At 75.8% G+C, this 17,192-nt stretch carries 17 protein-coding genes; 7 read left to right on the top strand and 10 right to left on the bottom strand.

What is annotated here, in order from left to right; translation table 11 throughout:
• Window positions 1–55: 55 nt before the first annotated feature.
• The 4 genes from R2737_00855 to R2737_00840 are packed head-to-tail and all read right to left on the bottom strand — an operon-like array spanning window position 56 to window position 2,443.
• On the bottom strand, window positions 56–619 hold the full coding sequence (locus tag R2737_00855; GenBank protein ID MEZ5114787.1) for an MBL fold metallo-hydrolase: 564 nt from the start codon (window positions 617–619) through the stop codon (window positions 56–58).
• 59 nt (window positions 620–678) lie between these two features.
• Window positions 679–1,011 (bottom strand): YrdB family protein, encoded by a 333-nt coding sequence (locus R2737_00850; GenBank protein ID MEZ5114786.1) that lies wholly within the window; start codon window positions 1,009–1,011, stop codon window positions 679–681.
• The gene (locus R2737_00845) at window positions 1,008–1,619 is read right to left on the bottom strand and encodes a TetR-like C-terminal domain-containing protein (GenBank protein MEZ5114785.1); all 612 of its coding nucleotides are present in this window, start codon (window positions 1,617–1,619) and stop codon (window positions 1,008–1,010) included. The genes R2737_00850 and R2737_00845 overlap by 4 nt, the downstream gene beginning before the upstream one ends.
• Window positions 1,616–2,443, bottom strand: coding sequence for an alpha/beta hydrolase (locus R2737_00840; GenBank protein ID MEZ5114784.1), 828 nt, complete (start codon window positions 2,441–2,443; stop codon window positions 1,616–1,618). The genes R2737_00845 and R2737_00840 overlap by 4 nt, the downstream gene beginning before the upstream one ends.
• A gap of 134 nt (window positions 2,444–2,577) precedes the next feature.
• On the opposite strand from R2737_00840, the gene R2737_00835 reads away from it, so the two are divergent.
• The 6 genes from R2737_00835 to R2737_00810 all read left to right on the top strand — a co-directional run bounded on the left by R2737_00835 (window position 2,578) and on the right by R2737_00810 (window position 10,295).
• Entirely contained in the window at window positions 2,578–3,615 is a 1,038-nt protein-coding gene (locus tag R2737_00835; GenBank protein ID MEZ5114783.1) for a 3-oxoacyl-ACP synthase III, read from the top strand.
• Complete coding sequence (locus tag R2737_00830; GenBank protein MEZ5114782.1) at window positions 3,612–6,242, top strand: alpha/beta fold hydrolase; 2,631 nt, start codon at window positions 3,612–3,614, stop codon at window positions 6,240–6,242. The genes R2737_00835 and R2737_00830 overlap by 4 nt, the downstream gene beginning before the upstream one ends.
• 19 nt (window positions 6,243–6,261) lie before the next feature.
• Window positions 6,262–7,230 (top strand): NAD-dependent epimerase/dehydratase family protein, encoded by a 969-nt coding sequence (locus tag R2737_00825; protein MEZ5114781.1) that lies wholly within the window; start codon window positions 6,262–6,264, stop codon window positions 7,228–7,230.
• Between the two features lie 83 nt (window positions 7,231–7,313).
• Entirely contained in the window at window positions 7,314–8,285 is a 972-nt protein-coding gene (locus R2737_00820) for an aldo/keto reductase (GenBank protein ID MEZ5114780.1), read from the top strand.
• Between the two features lie 7 nt (window positions 8,286–8,292).
• Window positions 8,293–9,174: a hypothetical protein gene (locus R2737_00815; GenBank protein ID MEZ5114779.1), complete on the top strand. Its 882-nt coding sequence runs from the start codon at window positions 8,293–8,295 to the stop codon at window positions 9,172–9,174.
• Window positions 9,171–10,295 carry an ADP-ribosylglycohydrolase family protein gene (locus R2737_00810; protein ID MEZ5114778.1) on the top strand — a complete coding sequence of 375 codons (1,125 nt, stop codon included), beginning with the start codon at window positions 9,171–9,173 and terminating at the stop codon, window positions 10,293–10,295. The genes R2737_00815 and R2737_00810 overlap by 4 nt, the downstream gene beginning before the upstream one ends.
• 462 nt (window positions 10,296–10,757) lie before the next feature.
• On the opposite strand, the gene R2737_00805 is transcribed toward R2737_00810, so the two are convergent.
• From R2737_00805 to R2737_00795, 3 genes are all read right to left on the bottom strand, one after another.
• The gene (locus R2737_00805; GenBank protein MEZ5114777.1) at window positions 10,758–11,165 is read right to left on the bottom strand and encodes a hypothetical protein; all 408 of its coding nucleotides are present in this window, start codon (window positions 11,163–11,165) and stop codon (window positions 10,758–10,760) included.
• 137 nt (window positions 11,166–11,302) lie between these two features.
• On the bottom strand, window positions 11,303–12,733 hold the full coding sequence (locus tag R2737_00800) for a DHA2 family efflux MFS transporter permease subunit (GenBank protein MEZ5114776.1): 1,431 nt from the start codon (window positions 12,731–12,733) through the stop codon (window positions 11,303–11,305).
• 82 nt (window positions 12,734–12,815) lie between these two features.
• On the bottom strand, window positions 12,816–13,361 hold the full coding sequence (locus R2737_00795; GenBank protein ID MEZ5114775.1) for a TetR/AcrR family transcriptional regulator: 546 nt from the start codon (window positions 13,359–13,361) through the stop codon (window positions 12,816–12,818).
• Window positions 13,362–13,685: 324 nt separating this feature from the next.
• Between R2737_00795 and R2737_00790 the strand changes: the two genes are divergently transcribed.
• Window positions 13,686–14,897: an aquaporin gene (locus R2737_00790; GenBank protein MEZ5114774.1), complete on the top strand. Its 1,212-nt coding sequence runs from the start codon at window positions 13,686–13,688 to the stop codon at window positions 14,895–14,897.
• On the opposite strand, the gene R2737_00785 is transcribed toward R2737_00790, so the two are convergent.
• The 3 genes from R2737_00785 to R2737_00775 form a co-directional block, all read right to left on the bottom strand.
• On the bottom strand, window positions 14,894–15,337 hold the full coding sequence (locus R2737_00785; protein ID MEZ5114773.1) for a hypothetical protein: 444 nt from the start codon (window positions 15,335–15,337) through the stop codon (window positions 14,894–14,896). The two genes, R2737_00790 and R2737_00785, sit on opposite strands and share 4 nt — an antisense overlap.
• 369 nt (window positions 15,338–15,706) lie before the next feature.
• Window positions 15,707–16,129, bottom strand: a complete 423-nt coding sequence (locus R2737_00780) for a PPOX class F420-dependent oxidoreductase (GenBank protein MEZ5114772.1) — start codon at window positions 16,127–16,129, stop codon at window positions 15,707–15,709.
• 26 nt (window positions 16,130–16,155) lie between these two features.
• Window positions 16,156–17,118, bottom strand: a complete 963-nt coding sequence (locus R2737_00775; protein MEZ5114771.1) for an LLM class F420-dependent oxidoreductase — start codon at window positions 17,116–17,118, stop codon at window positions 16,156–16,158.
• Window positions 17,119–17,192: the final 74 nt, after the last annotated feature.

Below are 17,192 nucleotides of genomic sequence, written 5' to 3'. Positions count from 1 at the left end.
TCCGGTTCGTCGCGACCGGGCGGCGTCCGGTCCGGTCACTCGGCGCTCGGACCGGTCAGACGGGGGTCGCCGGACCCGGCCGGAAGGCCGGGCCGTGGCCCGGCACCACCCAGGCCGGGTCGAGGTCCAGGACCCGTCGGCGGGACGCCGCCAGCAGGTCACGGTCGTCCGCGAACGGGTCGTCCGCGGGACCGTCGGCCGTCCACCACAGGTGCGTGCACACGACCAGACCGGTGTCGGTCTCGACCAGGGTCGACACGTCCTGCGGGGTGTGCCCGGGGGTCGCGGCGAGACGGACGTGCGGCCCGAGCGTCCGGCCCTCGGCCTCCGCGTCCTCCCACACGTCGTCGCGGTAGATCGCCATCACGTCGTGGAACCGTGCGTCGGGGAACAGCGCCGCGTTCAGCGTGTGGTCGGGATGGTGGTGGCTGAATACCACGTCGGTGACGTCCTCCGGGCGTAACCCGTTCTCCCGCAACGGGTCGAGGATCATCCGTCGGTCGGCGACCATCCCCGGGTCGACCACGACCACGGCGTCGCCGTCGCGCACCAGCACCACCGTGCTGGCCACCCGGTCACCCACGTACCCCGTCGTCAGCACGGTCAGCTCGGCGCTCATGCGGCCATCGTCCCCGACCGACCGCCGTCCGTGGGCGCTGTCCGCGCACGACGCGTGCGTCAGCGGGCGCGCAGTGCGATGACGGCGGCCTCGTCCACGACGAGCGCGACAGCCAGTGCCGAGGCCCAGCCGACGTGGCCGGCCAGCAGCAGGGCGGCGACACCGGAGCCGAGGACGACCAGCTCCACGACCAGGCGGGCGGGGTCGGGCAGCCGGTGCGTCGCCTTCGGGGCGACCCAGCGGCCCCATGCCAGCGCCGCCAGCACCGGCAGGCCCACGCCGAGCACCACCTTCAGCACGGGTGACCCCGGCCCGGTGAACCCCGCCACGGCCAGCGCGGCCAGGGTCGCGAGCTCGAGCAGGAAGCGCACTCCCAGCGCGACGGCGGTCACCGGGGGTCACCCGCATCGTCGTGGTAGGTGCTGCCCCGGAAGGCCAGGTCCAGCGCGGCCACCAGGCGGTCCAGGCTGCGGGCAACGTCCCGCGGGAGGCCGAAGCCGCCGGCCAGCTCCAGCGACACCAGGCCGTGCAGCGTGCTGCGCAACGCGCGGATGGCGTCGACGAGGTCGTCGCCCTGCAGGTCGTACTCGCGCAGCACCCCGGACACGACCTCGAGGACCCGGGCGCCGGCGGCCTCGTGCGAGGCGTCGCCGGGTTCGGGCGCGCGCAGCGTCGCGGGGTACGTGCCCGGGTGGGTGCGCGCGAAGTCGCGGTACGCCGTCGCCGTGGCCCGCAGCGCGTCCAGCCCGGACCGGCCGACGGCGGCGGCGGCCAGTGCGTCGGCCAGCTGATCCAGCGCGAGCACGGACACCCGCGAGCGCAGGTCGTCCAGTCCGCCGACGTGCTTGTAGAGGCTGGGCAGCGCGACCCCGAGGCGCTCGGCGACCGCGGCGAGGGTGAGCCGGTCCCAGCCGCTCTCGTCGGCCACCGCCGCGGCCTCAGCGACCACGCGGTCCGGGGTGATGCCCTTGCGCACGGGGGTACGCGGCGGCGCGCTCACCGGCCGTCCCCGTCGAACGCGGCCTTCAGCAGGGCCAGGACCTCGGGCGTGACGGTCTCGGGGTACTCCACGTGCGGGTAGTGCCCGGCGTTGGGCACCACGAGCAGCCGCCCACCCGTCAGCGTGGCCACGGTCTCCGCCTCGGCCCGGGGGTCGGGGAAGTCGGGGTCGCGGTCGCCCATGACCACCAGGACGGGCATCCGCAGGTCACCCAGCCGCGCCTCGGCTGCCGCGTGCGACGTGCGCGTGGTGGCCCGGAACGCCTGCCAGTGCCGTCCGACCGACGCGCGCACCTCGCGGCGGCGTTCGGCCAGGTCCACCGGCGGGCGGCCCGGGAACAGCCGGCCCCAGTAGGCCGCCCACGCCGCGGGGCCCCAGGGCCGGCGCAGCGCCAGCGCGAGCGCGACCCGCTGGACGGCGGAGATCGGGACCTCGCGCACGAACGGGCCGGACAGGACCAGCCCGGCCACCAGGTCGGGCCGCTCCGCAGCCGCCCAGACCGCGGCACCGGCGCCCATCGAGGAGCCGACCAGGACGGCCGGGCCGCCGCCGAGCTCCTCGACCAGCGCCAACGCGTCGCTGCCCGCGGCCTCGTCGTCGTACGCGGTGAACGTGGCGTCGCTGTCGCCGTGGCCGCGCAGGTCCAGCGTCGCCACCCGGTAGCCGGCGTCGGCCAGGGCGGGCGCCAGCAGGCGGTACGTGGCGCGCAGGTCGCCCATCCCGGGCAGGCAGACCACGAGCGGCCCGGTGCCGCGGACGTCGTAGCCGATGCGGCCCTCGGGGCGGGCCAGGAAGCGGGTCGGTGCGGTGTAGGTCGTCGTCATAGCCCCAAAGCTAATATCATTAGCCAATCCCGTCAACCCCCGGTCGCCGGTGCGCGCCGCGGGCGACCGACGTGTGACACTGGACCGCCCCCCGTCCGCCCGGGTGCAGGCTGGCAACCCGGGGAGAGGAAGTCATGTCCGGCAACGCCAGGTCCGGCAACGCCCACTACCGGTTCGCCAACACCGCGGTGCTGTCCGTCGCCGCCGTCGACGCCCCGGTGGTCGTGACCTCCGCCCAGATCGACGAGTGGCTCGCCCCGACGTACGACCGGCTGGGCCTGCGGCCCGGGATGCTGGAGAACGTCGCCGGGATCGTCGAGCGGCGCTGGTGGCCCGAGGACGTGACCTTCGCCGACGCCGCCGCGATGGCGGGGGCGAAGGCGCTGGCCGAGGCCGGGGTCGACCCCGAGGCCGTCGGGCTGCTCATCGACACCTCTGTCTGCCGCGACCACCTCGAGCCGTCGGCGGCCGTCGACGTGCACCAGCAGCTGGGCCTGGGGTCGCACGCCTTCAACTTCGACCTGTCCAACGCCTGCCTGGGCTTTGTCAACGGCATGCAGCTGGCCGGCATGATGATCGACGCCGGCCAGATCGACTACGCGCTCGTCGTCGACGGCGAGGGCAGCCGGCGCACGCAGGAGACGACGATCGAGCGGCTGCAGCGCGACGACGCCACCGCCCAGGACGTCTACGACAACTTCGCCACCCTGACTCTCGGGTCAGGAGGGGCCGCCATGGTGCTCGGCCGGGCGGACGAGCACACCGACGGTCACCGGTTCGTCGGCGGCACGGCGCGCTCGGCGACCCAGCACAACAACCTGTGCGTGGGCGACATCAACGGCATGCGCACCGACACCAAGGGCCTGCTCGAGGCCGGCCTGGAGCTGTCCAAGGTGACCTGGGATGCCGCGGCCGAGCACTTCGACTGGCAGGACCTCGACTGCTACGTCATCCACCAGATCTCCAACGTGCACACCGCGGCGATCACCGCGACCCTCGGGATCGAGCCCTCGCGCGCCCCGCTGACCTTCCCCCGCTACGGCAACATCGGCCCGGCCTCGGTGCCGTTCACGCTGGCGCTGCAGGCCCCCGAGCTGGTGCAGGGCCAGCGCGTCGGCTGCCTCGGCATCGGCTCCGGCCTCAACGCCGCGGTCATCGAGATCGCCTGGTGACGGCGCCCGCGCCGGCCACCCTGCCGCCGCCGGGCCTGCCCGGACTGGACCCGCGCTGGTCGCGCCTGGTCCAGGCCCCCGACGCGCACGGCGTCGTCCGTACCTGGCACCTGCTCGACACCGGCGCACCCGCCGACGGGGCCCCGCCCCGGGTGACCCTGCTGTGCGTGCACGGCAACCCGACCTGGTCGTACCTGTGGCGCCGGCTGCTGGCCGAGGCACCCCCGGACTGGCGGGTGGTCGCCGTCGACCAGCTCGAGATGGGCTGGTCCGAGCGGACCGGCACCACCCGGCGGCTGGCCGACCGGATCGCCGACCTCGGCGGCCTCACGGACGCCCTGGGCCTGTCCGGCCCCGTCGTGACCGTCGCCCACGACTGGGGCGGTCCCATCTCGCTGGGGTGGGCCGAGCGGCACCGCGACCAGCTGCTCGGGGTCGTCCTGGCCAACACCGCGGTGCACCAGCCCGCGGGCGCGCCGGCACCGACCCTGATCCGGGCCGCGCGCGCCTCCGCCCTGCTGCCCGCGGTCACCTGCCGGACCCCGACATTCGTCCGCGGCACCACCGCGCTCTCCCGCCCGCGACCTCCCCGCGAGGTCCGCGACGCGTTCGCCGCGCCGTACGACGCCCCCGAGCGGCGCCGGGCGGTGCAGGCCTTCGTGGCCGACATCCCGCTGGAGCCCGACCACCCGTCCATGCCTGCGCTGCAGCAGGTCGCGGCCGGGCTGGCGGACCTGCGCGACCTGCCCGCGCTGCTGCTCTGGGGGCCGGAGGACCCGGTCTTCTCCGACCGCTACCTGCGCGACCTGGTGGTGCGGCTGCCGCACGCCGACGTGCACCGCTACGAGGGCGCCAGCCACCTGGTGACCGAGGACGCGCCGCTCGCGGTGACCGACATCGTGACCTGGGTCACCGACCTGCTGGACCGTCGTGCGGGTGTCGCGGCGGGTGGTGCTGCCGACGTCCCCGCGGACCCCGGCCGGCGACCGCTGTGGGACGCGCTCGACCGTAGGGCTGGGGACGAGGCCACCGCGGTGGTGGAGATGGGCGGCGCCGGAGCAGTGGCCCGCCGGGTCCCGTGGCGCCTGCTGGGCTCGGTGGTGCGCGACCTGGCGGCCGGGCTGCGCGCGGAGGGGGTCGAGGCCGGCGACCGGGTCGCCGTGCTGGTGCCCCCCGGCGCGGACCTCACCGCGGTCGTCTACGCCTGCTGGCGGGCCGGTGCCGTCCCGGTGGTCGTGGACCGCGGACTCGGTCCGGTCGGGATGCGCCGGGCGCTGCGGGGCGCCGGCCCCCGGCACGCGATCGGCATCGCGCCCGGGCTGGCCCTGGCCCGGTCCGTGGGGGTGCGCGGGCTCACCGTGCTCGTCGGCGGCGCGTCCCCGGCCGCGCGCCGGGCGCTGCGGGTCGACACGACGCTGCCCGAGCTCGCGGCACTGGGAGCCGACCGACCCGAGCCCGCCGCGCCGCGGCCCGGTGACGACGCCCTGGTCGTGTTCACCTCCGGTGCGACCGGGCCGTCCAAGGGCGTGGTCTACCGGCACGGCCAGCTGGAGGCGCAGCGCGACGCGCTGCGGGGCGCGTACCGGATCACGGCGGACGACGCGCTGGTGGCGGCGTTCGCGCCGTGGGCGGTGCTCGGGCCCTCGCTCGGGATCTCCTCCGTCGTCCCCGACATGGACATCACCGCCCCGTCCACGCTCACCGCGTGTTCGCTGGCGGACGCGGTGCGGGCCGTGGGCGGCACGCTGGTCTGGGCTTCCCCGGCAGCGCTCGTCAACCTGGTCGCCACTGCCGGCGACCTCACTGATGAGGACCGGGATGCGCTGGGCACGGTCCGGCTGCTGATGTCCGCGGGTGCCCCGGTGCGGCCGGACCTGCTGCGCGACGCCGCGGCCCTGGTGCCCAACGCCTCGGCACACACCCCGTACGGCATGACCGAGGCGCTGCCCGTCTCCGACGTGACCCTGGACGAGATCGACCGCGCCGCAACGGATCCCGAGGGTCGTGACCCACGTGGAGGGGTGTGCGTGGGGCACCCGGTTCCCGGGGTCGAGGTCGCGGTCGCGCCGTTCGACGAGCACGGGTGGCCGGACGGCCCGCCGCAGCGCGCGATCGGTGTCACCGGCGAGATCTGCGTGCGGTCCCCCCACGTCAAGGACCGCTACGACCGGCTGTGGGCGACCGAGCGGCGGTCCGGGCGCGACCCCGGCTGGCACCGGACCGGTGACGTCGGTCGCGTCGACGACCAGGGCCGGCTGTGGGTCGAGGGCCGCCTGGCCCACGTGCTCCGTACCCCGGACGGCGTGCTCACCCCGGTCGGGGTGGAGCACCGCGTCGAGGGCCTCCCCGACGTGGCGCTGGCGGCCGCGGTCGGTGTCGGCCCCCCGGGGACCCAGCAGGTCGTCGTCCTCGTGACGCGCGCCGGGGCACCGCCGGTGCGGCGGCCCGCGCCCGCCGACGCGAATCTGGCCGACCGGGTGCGGGCGGCCGCGGGCGTGCCGGTGTCCGCCGTCGTCGTGCTGCCGCGGATGCCGGTGGACCGCCGGCACAACTCCAAGATCGACCGGGGGCGGCTGGCCGACTGGGCCGCCCGCTACCTGTCCGGCGAGCGGGCCCGGACGCCGTGACGCGGGGGAGGTGCCGGCCGTGCGGGTCCTGGTGACCGGGGCCAGCGGCCTGCTCGGGGGAGCGGTCGCGTCCGCGCTGGCCGACCGCGGGGACGACGTGGTCGTGCTGCAGCGACGGGCCAGCGGTCTCCCGTACGACGAGGTGCGGGGTGACGTCGCCGACCCGGCCGCGGCCGCCGCCGCGGTCGACGGGGCCGATGCGGTCGTCCACCTGGCCGCGAAGGTCTCGGTCGTGGGCGACTGGGCCGACTTCGTCCGCACGAACGTCGAGGGCACGCGGGTCCTGCTGGGCGCCGCGCGCGGTGCCGGGGTCGGCCGGTTCGTGCACGTGTCCTCCCCGTCGGTCGCGCACGCCGGGACTTCCCTGGTCGGCGCTCCCGCGGGACCCGCCGACCCCGACCGCGCGCGGGGGCACTACGCGCGCAGCAAGGCGATGGCCGAGCTGGTCGCGCTGGCCCCGGACGGGCGGGGCCCGGCGGTGGTCGCGGTGCGCCCGCACCTGGTGTGGGGGCCCGGCGACACCCAGCTGGTCGGCCGGATCGTGGAGCGCGGGCGGGCGGGCCGGCTGGCCGTCGTCGGCTCCGGCGCGCCGCTGGTGGACACGACGTACCTGGACAACGCCGTCACCGCGATGCTCGCGGCACTCGACCGCGCCGAGGAGCCCGACGTACGGGGGCGGGCGTTCGTGGTGTCGAACGGCGAGCCGCGCACGGTCTGGGAGATGTTCACCCGGATCTGCGCGGCGGCAGGGGTGGAGGCGACGCCGCGGCGCGTCCCGTTCCGGCTCGCCTGGCTCGGCGGCGCGGCCGCGGAGCGGGCGTGGGCCGCGCTCGGTCGCGAGGACGACCCGCCGATGACGTCGTTCCTGGCCGAGCAGCTCGCGACCGCGCACTGGTTCGACCAGCGCGAGACCCGGCACGCCCTGCGGTGGCGGCCGCACGTCCCCCTCGACGAGGGCTTCGCCCGGCTGGCGGCGTCGTACGCCTGACCCGTGCGGCCTCCTGACTCCGGGGCGACCCTCCTGACCCCGGGGGGCGACCCGGTGTCGGCCGGGGACGGCAGGATGGGGTCATGGACTACACCCACCTCGGCCGCTCCGGCCTGTCGGTCAGCCGCCTGTGCCTGGGCACCATGAACTTCGGGCCCCAGACCGAGGAGGCGGACGCCTTCGCGATCATGGACCACGCCCACGACGTCGGGATCAACTTCTTCGACACCGCCAACGTCTACGGCTGGGTCAAGGGCGAGGGCGTCACCGAGCAGATCATCGGCCGCTGGTTCGCCCAGGGCGGCGGTCGCCGCGAGCGCACCGTGCTGGCCACCAAGCTGTACGGCTCGATGGGTGACTGGCCCAACGAGACGTTCCTGTCGGCGCTGAACATCCGCCGCGCGTGCGACGCCTCGCTGCGCCGGCTGCAGACCGACCACATCGACCTGTACCAGATGCACCACGTGGACCGCTCCACGCCGTGGGACGAGATCTGGTCGGCCATGGAGGTGCTGCGGGCGCAGGGGAAGATCCTCTACGTCGGCACCTCGAACTTCGCCGGCTGGCACATCGCCCAGGGCCAGGAGGCGGCCCGGGTCCGGCACCTGCTCGGCCTGGTGAGCGAGCAGTCGATCTACAACCTGCTCACCCGCGACATCGAGCGGGAGGTCATCCCCGCCGCCCAGGCGTACGGCCTCGGGGTGATCCCGTGGTCCCCGCTGCACGGCGGGCTGCTCGGCGGCGTCCTGCGCAAGCAGCGTGAGGGTCGCCGGCGGCTGGAGGGTCGCGCCCAGGAGGCACTGGAGGCGCACCGGGACCGGATCGAGCAGTACGAGGACCTGTGCGCCGAGCTCGGCGAGGAGCCGGCGATCGTGGCGCTGGCCTGGCTGCTGCAGCGCCCCGGCGTGACCGCGCCGATCATCGGGCCGCGCACGGACGAGCAGCTCGACCAGACGCTGCGGGCGCTGGAGGTCGAACTGGACGACGCGACAGTGGCCCGGCTGGACCAGATCTTCCCCGGGCATCGGACCGCGCCGGAGGACTACGCCTGGTGAGACGGCCATGAGCGGCTCGGGCGCGTACGGTCCGGACCCGGGAGGGCCGGACCCGGTCGTTGGCCGTCCCGCCCCGGCCGGCGAGCCGCGCTGGACGCCGTTCACGTCCGTGGCGGACTACCTGTCGCTGCCCCACAGCCTGCGCCCCCCGGTGTGGCGGGAGCGGCGGGCCGAGGCGGAGCGTCGCCCGCACCTGGCCGGACCGCCGCCCGCGGCCCCCGTCGCAGGCGCGCCGGTGCTGGTCGTGCCCGGCTTCGGGGCGTCCGACGACGCGTTCGCCGACCTGCGCGGCTGGCTGGCGCTCGGCGGCTGGGCCCCGGTGGAGTCCCGACTGCCGGGGCGCCGTCGCTGCGGGTCCGCGGAGGCCGACGAGGTCGAGGCGCTGCTGCTCGAGGTGGCCGACGTGCACGCGCTGCCGGTCACGCTGGTCGGGCACAGTCGCGGCGGCCAGCTGGCCAAGGCGGCGGCCCGCCGGCACCCGCACCTGGTCGCGGGCGTCGTGGCCTACGGCAGCCCGCTCACCGACCCGTTCGGCACCCACGTCGTGGTGCGGGTGCTCACGCTGTACCTGTCGTACCTGACCCGGACCGGCCGCGGCGACTACGTCCGCGAGTGCGCCACGGGGGAGTGCTGCCGGGCGTTCCACGACGACGTGGTGGGCCGGCTGCCGGAGGACCTGCCGTTCTGGTCGCTGTACAGCCGGACCGACGGCATCGTGCAGTGGCAGACCTGCCTGGACCCGCAGGCCCGCACCCTCGAGGTGGCCGGGACGCACGGGGGGATGCCGGCCAACCCGGACGTGTGGTCGGCGCTGGCGACGGCTCTGGCGGACCCGCGGATCGCCGCCCGGCTGCGCGGGACCGTGCCGATGCGAGGGGGGTCGGCGTGAGCGTGAGCTCGCCGGCGGGCGGCTCGGGCGGCTCGGGCGGTGCCGTTCCCGACCGTCGGTCCCGGGCCCGAGGCCTGCTGCTCGGCGGCGCTGTCGGGGACGCGCTGGGCGCGGCGGTGGAGTTCTGGTCCTGGGCCGAGATCGTGTCGCGTCTCGGTCCGTTGGGGGTGACGGACCTGGTGCCCGCGTACGGCCGGGCCGGGGCGGTCACCGACGACACCCAGATGACGGTGTTCACCGCGGAGGGCCTGATCCGGGCGCACGTGCGCTACCGGTCGCGCGGCATCACCACGGTGCCCGGCGTGGTGCTGCACGCCTACCAGCGGTGGCTGCGCACCCAGGGCGAGACCCCGCCGGACGACACCGCCGTCGACGGCTGGCTGTCCGGGGAGTCCTGGCTGCACCACCGCCGGGCCCCGGGGACCACCTGCCTGTCCGCGCTGCGCCGTGTCCGGATGGCCGGTCCGTACCGGGCGGACAACGACTCCAAGGGCTGCGGCGGGGTGATGCGGGTCGCTCCGGTGGGGCTGGCGATGGCCGGTCCGGAGCAGTCGTACGACACCGCCGTCGAGCTGGCCGCGCTTACCCACGGGCATGCCGACGGCCAGCAGCCGGCGGGCGTCCTGGCCGCGGCGGTCTGGCTGCTCGCCCACGGCGCGGCCTCGGTCGGCGAGGCGGTGCGGGCGGCGCTGGACCTGCCGGCGGCCCGTCGGCCCGAGGCGGCCGCGACGGTGGCGGCGGTGTCCGCGGGACTGGGCCTGGCGGGGCGCGGGTTGGCGTCGCCGGCGGAGCTCGACGCGCTGGGCGGCGGCTGGGTGGGGGAGGAGGCCCTCGCCATGGCGGTGGCGTGCGCCGCGGCCGAGGCGCCGGTCCGATCCGCGCTGCTCGCCGCGGTGAACCACTCCGGCGACAGCGACTCCACCGGCAGCATCGCCGGCCAGCTGCTGGGGACCGCGTACGGCGAGGCCGGACTGCCGGCGGACTGGGTGGCGGCCGTGGAGGGTCGGGAGACGCTGGAGGCGCTGGCCGACGACCTGGCCGCCGAGTTCGACCCGGACGCGGACCCCGGGCGGGAGTGGGAGCCGGACGACGGCTGGCGGGAGCGCTACCCAGGCTGGTGACGGGGTACCCCGAGTGCTGACCGGGGAGTGCTGACCGGCGGCGCCCGCCGGTGACCCAGTACCCCGAGTGCTGACCGGCGGCGCCCGCCGGTGACCCAGTACCCCGAGTGCTGACCGGCGGCGCCCGCCGGTGACCCGGTACCCCGGTCGGTCTGCCCCGCGAACCCCGCGGGTCCCGCGCACCCCTTCCGTTCCCACCGGTGGAACCCCTGACCACGCGGACCCGCCGGAAGGCGGGTCCGACGTTCCACCAGTGGCGGCGGTGCCGGGTCGTCCGCCGCCGCTGCTTCGGCCGGCAGTCCCAGGAGTCCCACGGGTCACCACGAGGGTGTCGTTGTGCCGAGACACGCCGGCGTGTCTCGGCACAACGTCACAGTCGCAACGTCACAGTCGCAACGTCACAGTCGCGACGTCACAGTCGCGACGGGTGCAGTCGCGCGGACCCGCGCGCGGCTGCGCGTGTCAGGGCAGGGCCAGACCCGCCCGGCCGAGGGCGCGGCCCAGCGCCGCCCCGAAGCCCGCCACGTCCCCGCCCACGGTGTCGAGGTCCGCCGGGCCGAGGACGACCACCAGGTCCTCGGCGGGCCCCGCCCCCGGGACGTGGGCCAGGACCGCGGGTGTCGCCATCCCGGTCGCCGCGGCCACGGCGGGGGAGCGCTCGTTGAGGTGGACCAGGTCGAACGGGACGCCGAGGGCGGAGACGTACGCGTCCCACTCCCGCTTGCGGCGCACCGGTGAGTGCGTGACGTCGCACAGCGCGCAGTGCGCCCGGCCGAGGGCCTTGCCGACGACGTACGCCAGCTCGCCCCGCAGCCCACCGTCGGCGTGGTAGACGCCGGTCAGCCGGCGCACCGGTCTCAGCGGGTCCATCCGGCGTCGGTCCCTCCGTGTCCGCGTGCCTGGAGATCCCATGTTGCGCCCGGGTCACCCGGGCCGCCACCTGTGGAACGTCCGACCCCGCGCCACCGGGGTAGCGCGGGGTCGGACGTTCCACCAGCGGGAGCGCGTCAGGCCGGGACGGGCACGGGGGCCGGCTGGGTGCGCAGGTCGACGACCGGCTCGGCTTGCGGGGTCCGCCGGCGGCGCGGCAGCGCCAGCGCGGCCACCGCGCCCACCGCCACGACCGCTGCCCCGACCCAGACCGCCGGCACGGTCCCGTCGACGAAGGTCTGCGGGCTGGCGTACCCGCCCTGGCCGGCGAACACGGCCGCCAGGATGGCCACGCCCAGCACGCCGCCGACCTCGCGGATCGCATTGTTCGCTCCGGAGGCGACCCCCTCCAGACTGCGGTCGACGCTGCCGAGCACCTCGTTGGCCAGCGGGGCGAACACCATGCCCATGCCCAGGCCGGACAGCACGAACGCCGGCACCATCGCCGAGTAGCCGGTCGTCGGCGTCATCGACGTCGCCAGCAGGCCCAGTCCGATGGCCTGCAGCGCCAGGCCGGTGGCCAGGATCGGCCGGCCGCCGATGCGGTCGGACAGCGGTCCTGCCAGCGGTGCCACGAGCAGCGGCATCGCCGTCCACGGCAGCGTCTTCAGCCCGGCCTCGAGCGGGGACGAGCCCTGGACGGTCTGCAGGTACTGCGCGAGCAGGAAGATCGAGCCGAACATCCCGAAGCTGAACAGCAGCGACACCACGTTGGAGACCGCGAACCCGCGGCTGCGGAACATCCCCATCGGCAGCATCGGCTCCTTCGCCCGCAGCTCCCAGGCCACGAACCCGGCGAGCAGGAGCCCACCGGCCAGCATGGGCAGCAGCACGGTGGCGCTGGTCCAGCCGTGCGCATTGCCGCGGACCAGGCCCAGCACGATGCCGAGCAGGCCGGCGGTCACCAGCGCCAGACCCGGCAGGTCGAGGGACCGGGGCACGCCGAGGGAGTGCGGCAGGCGGCGCAGCACCACGGGGAGCAGGGCGATGCCGATCGGCACGTTGATCCAGAAGATCCACTGCCAGGCCAGACCCTCCACCACGGCACCGCCGACCAGCGGGCCGAGCGCGACCGCCACGCCGTTCACGGCGCCCCACACCCCGAGGGCGGCGCCGCGGCGCTGCGGCGGGACCGCGGCGCTGAGCAGGGTCAGCGTGAGCGGGAGCACCAGCGCCCCGCCGGCCCCCTGGACGGCCCGCGCCAGCACGAGCCACTCGATGCTCGGGGCGAGCGCGGCCGCCGCCGACGCGGCGGTGAACACCGCCAGGCCGATCGCCAGCACCCGGCGCCGGCCGAACCGTTCGCCGAGGGTCGCGCCGGTCATGAGGAGCACGCCGAACGTGAGCGTGTAGGCGTTGACGGTCCACTCCAGGCCCTCCAGCCCGGCGTCGAGCTCGGTGCGGATCGACGGCAGCGCCGTCGTCACGACCAGGTTGTCCAGCGAGACCATGAAGGCGGCGAGGGACGTCACCACGAACGTCCACACCACCCCGCGTCGGTCGGTCATGATGGGTTCCTCCCAGTGAGTACTGACTGATCACTAACTTGGCTGCGCAGGGCTGCGCGGGTGCTCGGGAACGAGGGTCAGGTCAGGTCGTGCGCGGCGGGACGGGCGGGGGCAGGCAGGCCTGGGCCCACGGCGCGTCGAGGTGGTCGAGGTCCATCGCGGCGATGACGTTCATGAGCATCCCCATGGCGAAGAACGACCGGACCTCGTCCTCGGGGACACCGGTGGTCTCCTGCACCATCAGCCACAGTCGGCCGTACGCGGCCCGGGTCACGTCGCGGACCTCCGGGTCGTCGCAGGCGGCGTACGCCTGCAGCTGGTGCAGCAGCAGGTCGCGGTCCTGCAGCAGTCCGGCGTACGCCAGGGCCATCGCATCCAGCGCCTCGCGGCCGGTCCGGCCGTCGGCGGCGTCGCGGAAGGCCTGCTCCACCCGGGCGAAGGTCCGCTCGGCCGAGGCCAGGAACAGCGCCTTCTTGGTGGGGAACAGCCGGAACAGGTAGGGCTGGCTCACCCCGGCCCGGCGGGCGATGGACTCGGTGCTGGTGCCGGCCAGCCCGCCGAGGGCGAACTCCGGTGCCGCGGCGCGCAGCACCGACTCCCGTCGCTCGTCCGCGGTCATCCTGGCCATGGCGAGGAAGTTAGTGGTCAATCACTACCGTGTCAAGCCCCGGTCGGTCGGACCCGGGTGAGGGGCGGGAGCGCCGCGGGCGGAGCCGCCGCTCCGCCCGCTCCACCCGCTCCGCCCGCCCCACCAGCCACCCCTGGTGGAACCTCGGACCACCCGCGGGGGCCGCCAGGCTGGCCCAAGGTTCCACCGGTGCGAGGGGGACGGGGCCAGCGGTGGATCCGGGGATCCGGCGCGCCCGGAGCGACACCGGCACCGCAGCGTCGTAGCCTCCGCAACCGGGCAGGGTGCTGCGGCGCCCGCGCCCCGGGGCGAGGGGAGTCGGCCATGGCGGACGAACAACAGGGCGAGCGGGCCTCGTCCCACCCGCGGGACCCGGGTCAGGACCCGGCGGTGGGACAGCCCGGTCCGACCGAGGCGCAGATCCTGCATGGCGGTCCGGCGGCGACCATCCCCGGCGCACCCGCGTCGACGGCGAGCCGGCTCGGCGCAACCGGGCCGGCCGGCAGCGGGCCCGCCGCGAACGGGCCGGCGGCCCCGGACCCCACGGCCCCGGACCCCACGGCCCCGGACCCCACGGCCCCGGACCCCACGGCCCCGGACCCCACGGCCCCGGACCCCACGGCCCCGGCGACGCCGGTGCTGCCGGGGCTGGCCCGCACCCACCACCTGCTCATGCTCGAGTTCGGCGACCCGCGCGACTTCGACGACCCGCGGCAGGAGTGGCGGCGACTGTTCTCGGAGCTGTTCGGCACCTTCCTGCTGGTGCTGGCGGCCGCCGGTGGCGGGCTGCTGCACGCACTGGGCCAGATCAGCCTGGCCGCCGCCGTGGTCGCCCCCGGGCTCATGGTGATGTCCATCATCCTGTTCATGGGTGCGGTCTCCGGCGCCCACCTCAACCCCGGCGTCTCGCTGGCGTTCGCACTGCGCGGCGACTTCCCCTGGCGACGGGTGCCCGGCTACATCGCGACCCAGCTGCTCGGGGCCACGCTGGCGTGCCTGTTCCTGCTGGCGGTCTTCGGCAACGTCGAGGGCCTCGGCGGGACGGTCCCCGGCCCCGGGTACGACGCCGGCCAGGCGCTGCTCATGGAGATCGTCACGACGGTGGGGCTGCTGAGCGTCATCCTCGGGACCGCCTCGGCCGCGCAGAACGTGGGCGCGATCGCCGCGGTCGGGGTCGGTGGCTACATCGCCCTGGCCGGTCTGTGGTCCGCGCCGGTGAGCGGCACCTCGATGAACACCGCCCGCTCGTTCGGGCCGGCCCTGGTGAGCGGCAACTGGACCGCCTTCTGGGTGTACGTCGTCGGGCCGCTGACCGGCGCGCTGATCGCGGTGGGCTTCGCCTACCTCCTGCGCGGCCGCGGTGGGGACGCCATTGCCAGGGCGGCGGGCTCCGGGGTGCTCAGCGAGCAGGCGTTCCTGGCCCGGCTGCACCTGTCGAAGCAGATCGAGGACGGCGCGGTCATCCCGCCGGGGATCGGGGACGCGCCGCCGGACCCGGACGTGGCCCAGCCGGGCGACGGCCGACCCCAGCGCTAGCCCCCCGGTCGCGCGGGCGGCACCCCCACCGCGAGCAGGGCCCGGGCGTACGCGTCGACCGCCGACGCGGCGACCCCGACGCGGGCCACTCCGTCCGAGGTCTCCGCGGTGACCGCATACCCGTCGGACGTCCGGCGCAGCGACCGGAACGCCTCCCCGAGCAGTTCGCGCAGCGCGTCCTCGCGGGGCAGCCACAGCGCCTCGTCGATCTCGACGCTGTCCAGCGCCCACTCCACGGTGCCGTTGAAGCCGATGACGCGGCCACTGGGCACGTCCTGCACGTCCACGGTCATGTCGCTGAGCACGAACACCAGGTGGTCGAGGTCGCGGTCCGGGAGCACGAACTGGTCGCCGCTGGCCGGCACCCAGCGCAGCCCGGCCGCCTTCAGCGCGGCGGCCAGCTCGGTCGACAGCCGGCTCGGGGCGGAGGGGGCGGTCACGTCACCATCCTGCCCGGACATGCGTGGGACCCCTCGACGTATGAGGTCGAGGGGTCCCACCCGGTCCGTCCGGCACGCCCGCCCGACGGGTCGGGCGGGACCGGCCGGGGTGCCTCCCGGACGGGCCCCGACGCCGCGTCGCCGCGGCGCAGGCGCAGGCCGTTCTCGGACCTCGGACCGGATCGGGGTCCGGCTGCGTGGCACCGCAGCCCCGCGGGTCCGGCCCGCGGACAGGACCTCTGTCACCGTCCCGACCCTCGCCGTCTCCGGCGAGGTGTACGAGTTCTAACAGGGGGGCGGACACGACCACAAGGCCTTGCGGGACGTGACTTTTCGGCGATCTTGGAGTAGCGCGTGTCGCGCCCGCGGTCAGCCCTGGAGCATCCCGTAGGCGTAGGTCGGGCGCAGTCGCAGCACGAGCCGACGGTCGGCCACCATCGCCGACCGGTACTGGTCCCAGCTGGGATGCTCGCCGCTGATCTCCCGGTACAGCGAGACCAGCTCCTGCACGGTCGGGTCCTGCGGGTCGCGCGCGGCCGGCGTCAGCTCCGCCTCCCCCTCGACCACCGCGTAGGACCAGAAGTCGTCGGCGGTCACGTACAGGCTGACGCGCGGGTCGCGACGGGCGTTGGCGGTCTTCGCCCGGGTCTCGGTGACGGAGACGCGGACCACGCCGTCGTCGGCCAGGGCGTACATCACGTTGGACAGCTGCGGGCGGCCGTCGGCCTTGAGGGTGACCAGCACGCCGCGGTGCCGGGGGCGGACGAAGTCGAGCGCGGTCGTGAGATCCATGCCCCGATCCTGCCGCTCCCCGCCGGTCAGCGCGCCCCGAGCGCCCGGACCGCCGCGGCGACGTCGTAGCCGCCCGGCAGCAGGGCCAGGACCGGGGTCGTCACCCCGTTCTCGACGTACGCCGCCACGTGCTCGCGGCAGGCCTCGGGCGGTCCGTGCACGACCAGCTCGTCCACGACGGAGTCGGGTACGGCGGCGGCCGCGGCGCGACGCTCGCCGGCGGCCCACAGCCGCCAGGTCTCACCGAGTCGGTCGCCCCGGCCCAGCCACTCGTGGAAGGCCGCGTACGCCCCGACCGTGAGGTACGCGGCGATCGCGAACCGGGCGACCCCGCGGGCCACCTCGGCGTCCGCCGTCGGGATCACGAAGATGCGGGCCGCGATCTCGCGAGGGGCACCGGCGGCGGCGTCGTGCACGATCCCCGCCACCTTCGGCACGTCGTCGGCTGCCAGCCAGTTGAGGATCGCGCCGTCGGCCTCGCGGCCGGCCAGCGCGAGCATCCCGCTGCGCAGCGCGGCGAGCAGGATCGGGGGAGCCGGGTCGGGCACCAGCCCGGGACGGAACCCGCGCACGTGCACCGTCGGCGACTCCAGGTCCACCTTGCCGCCGGCGAAGGCCAGCCGCAGGAACCGCAGCGTGTCGCGCACCCGCGCGTAGGGCTCCTCGTACGCGATCCCGTTCCAGGCCTCGACGATCGTCGGGCTGGACGCCCCGATCCCGGCGGCGACCCGTCCCGGCGCGGCCTGCGCGAGCGCCGCGAAGCTCTGTGCGATCAGGGCCGGCCCGCGGGTGTGGACGGGCACGATCGCGGTCCCGAGCCGCAGCGACGGTGCCCACTGGCTGGCCAGCACCAGCGGGGTGAACGCGTCGGTGCCGGCGACCTCCATCGACCACGCGTCGGTGTAGCCGAGGTCGGGCAGGGACTCCACCAGTCGCCGCAGCTCGTCCGGCGGCATTCCCTCGAGCGGGATCGTCAGGCCCAGGCGCATGGGCCCTTCCTACCGTGCCCGGCCGGACGCCGCGGCCGCTGCGCCGATCCGGCCGCGTGCGGCCGCCGACGGCA

This window comes from Candidatus Nanopelagicales bacterium (assembly GCA_041393815.1).
In the GTDB taxonomy this organism is placed as follows: domain Bacteria; phylum Actinomycetota; class Actinomycetes; order S36-B12; family JAWKJK01; genus JAWKJK01.
Note: the sequence above shows the minus strand (reverse complement) of the source record. Positions and strands in the feature narration are given on the sequence as shown.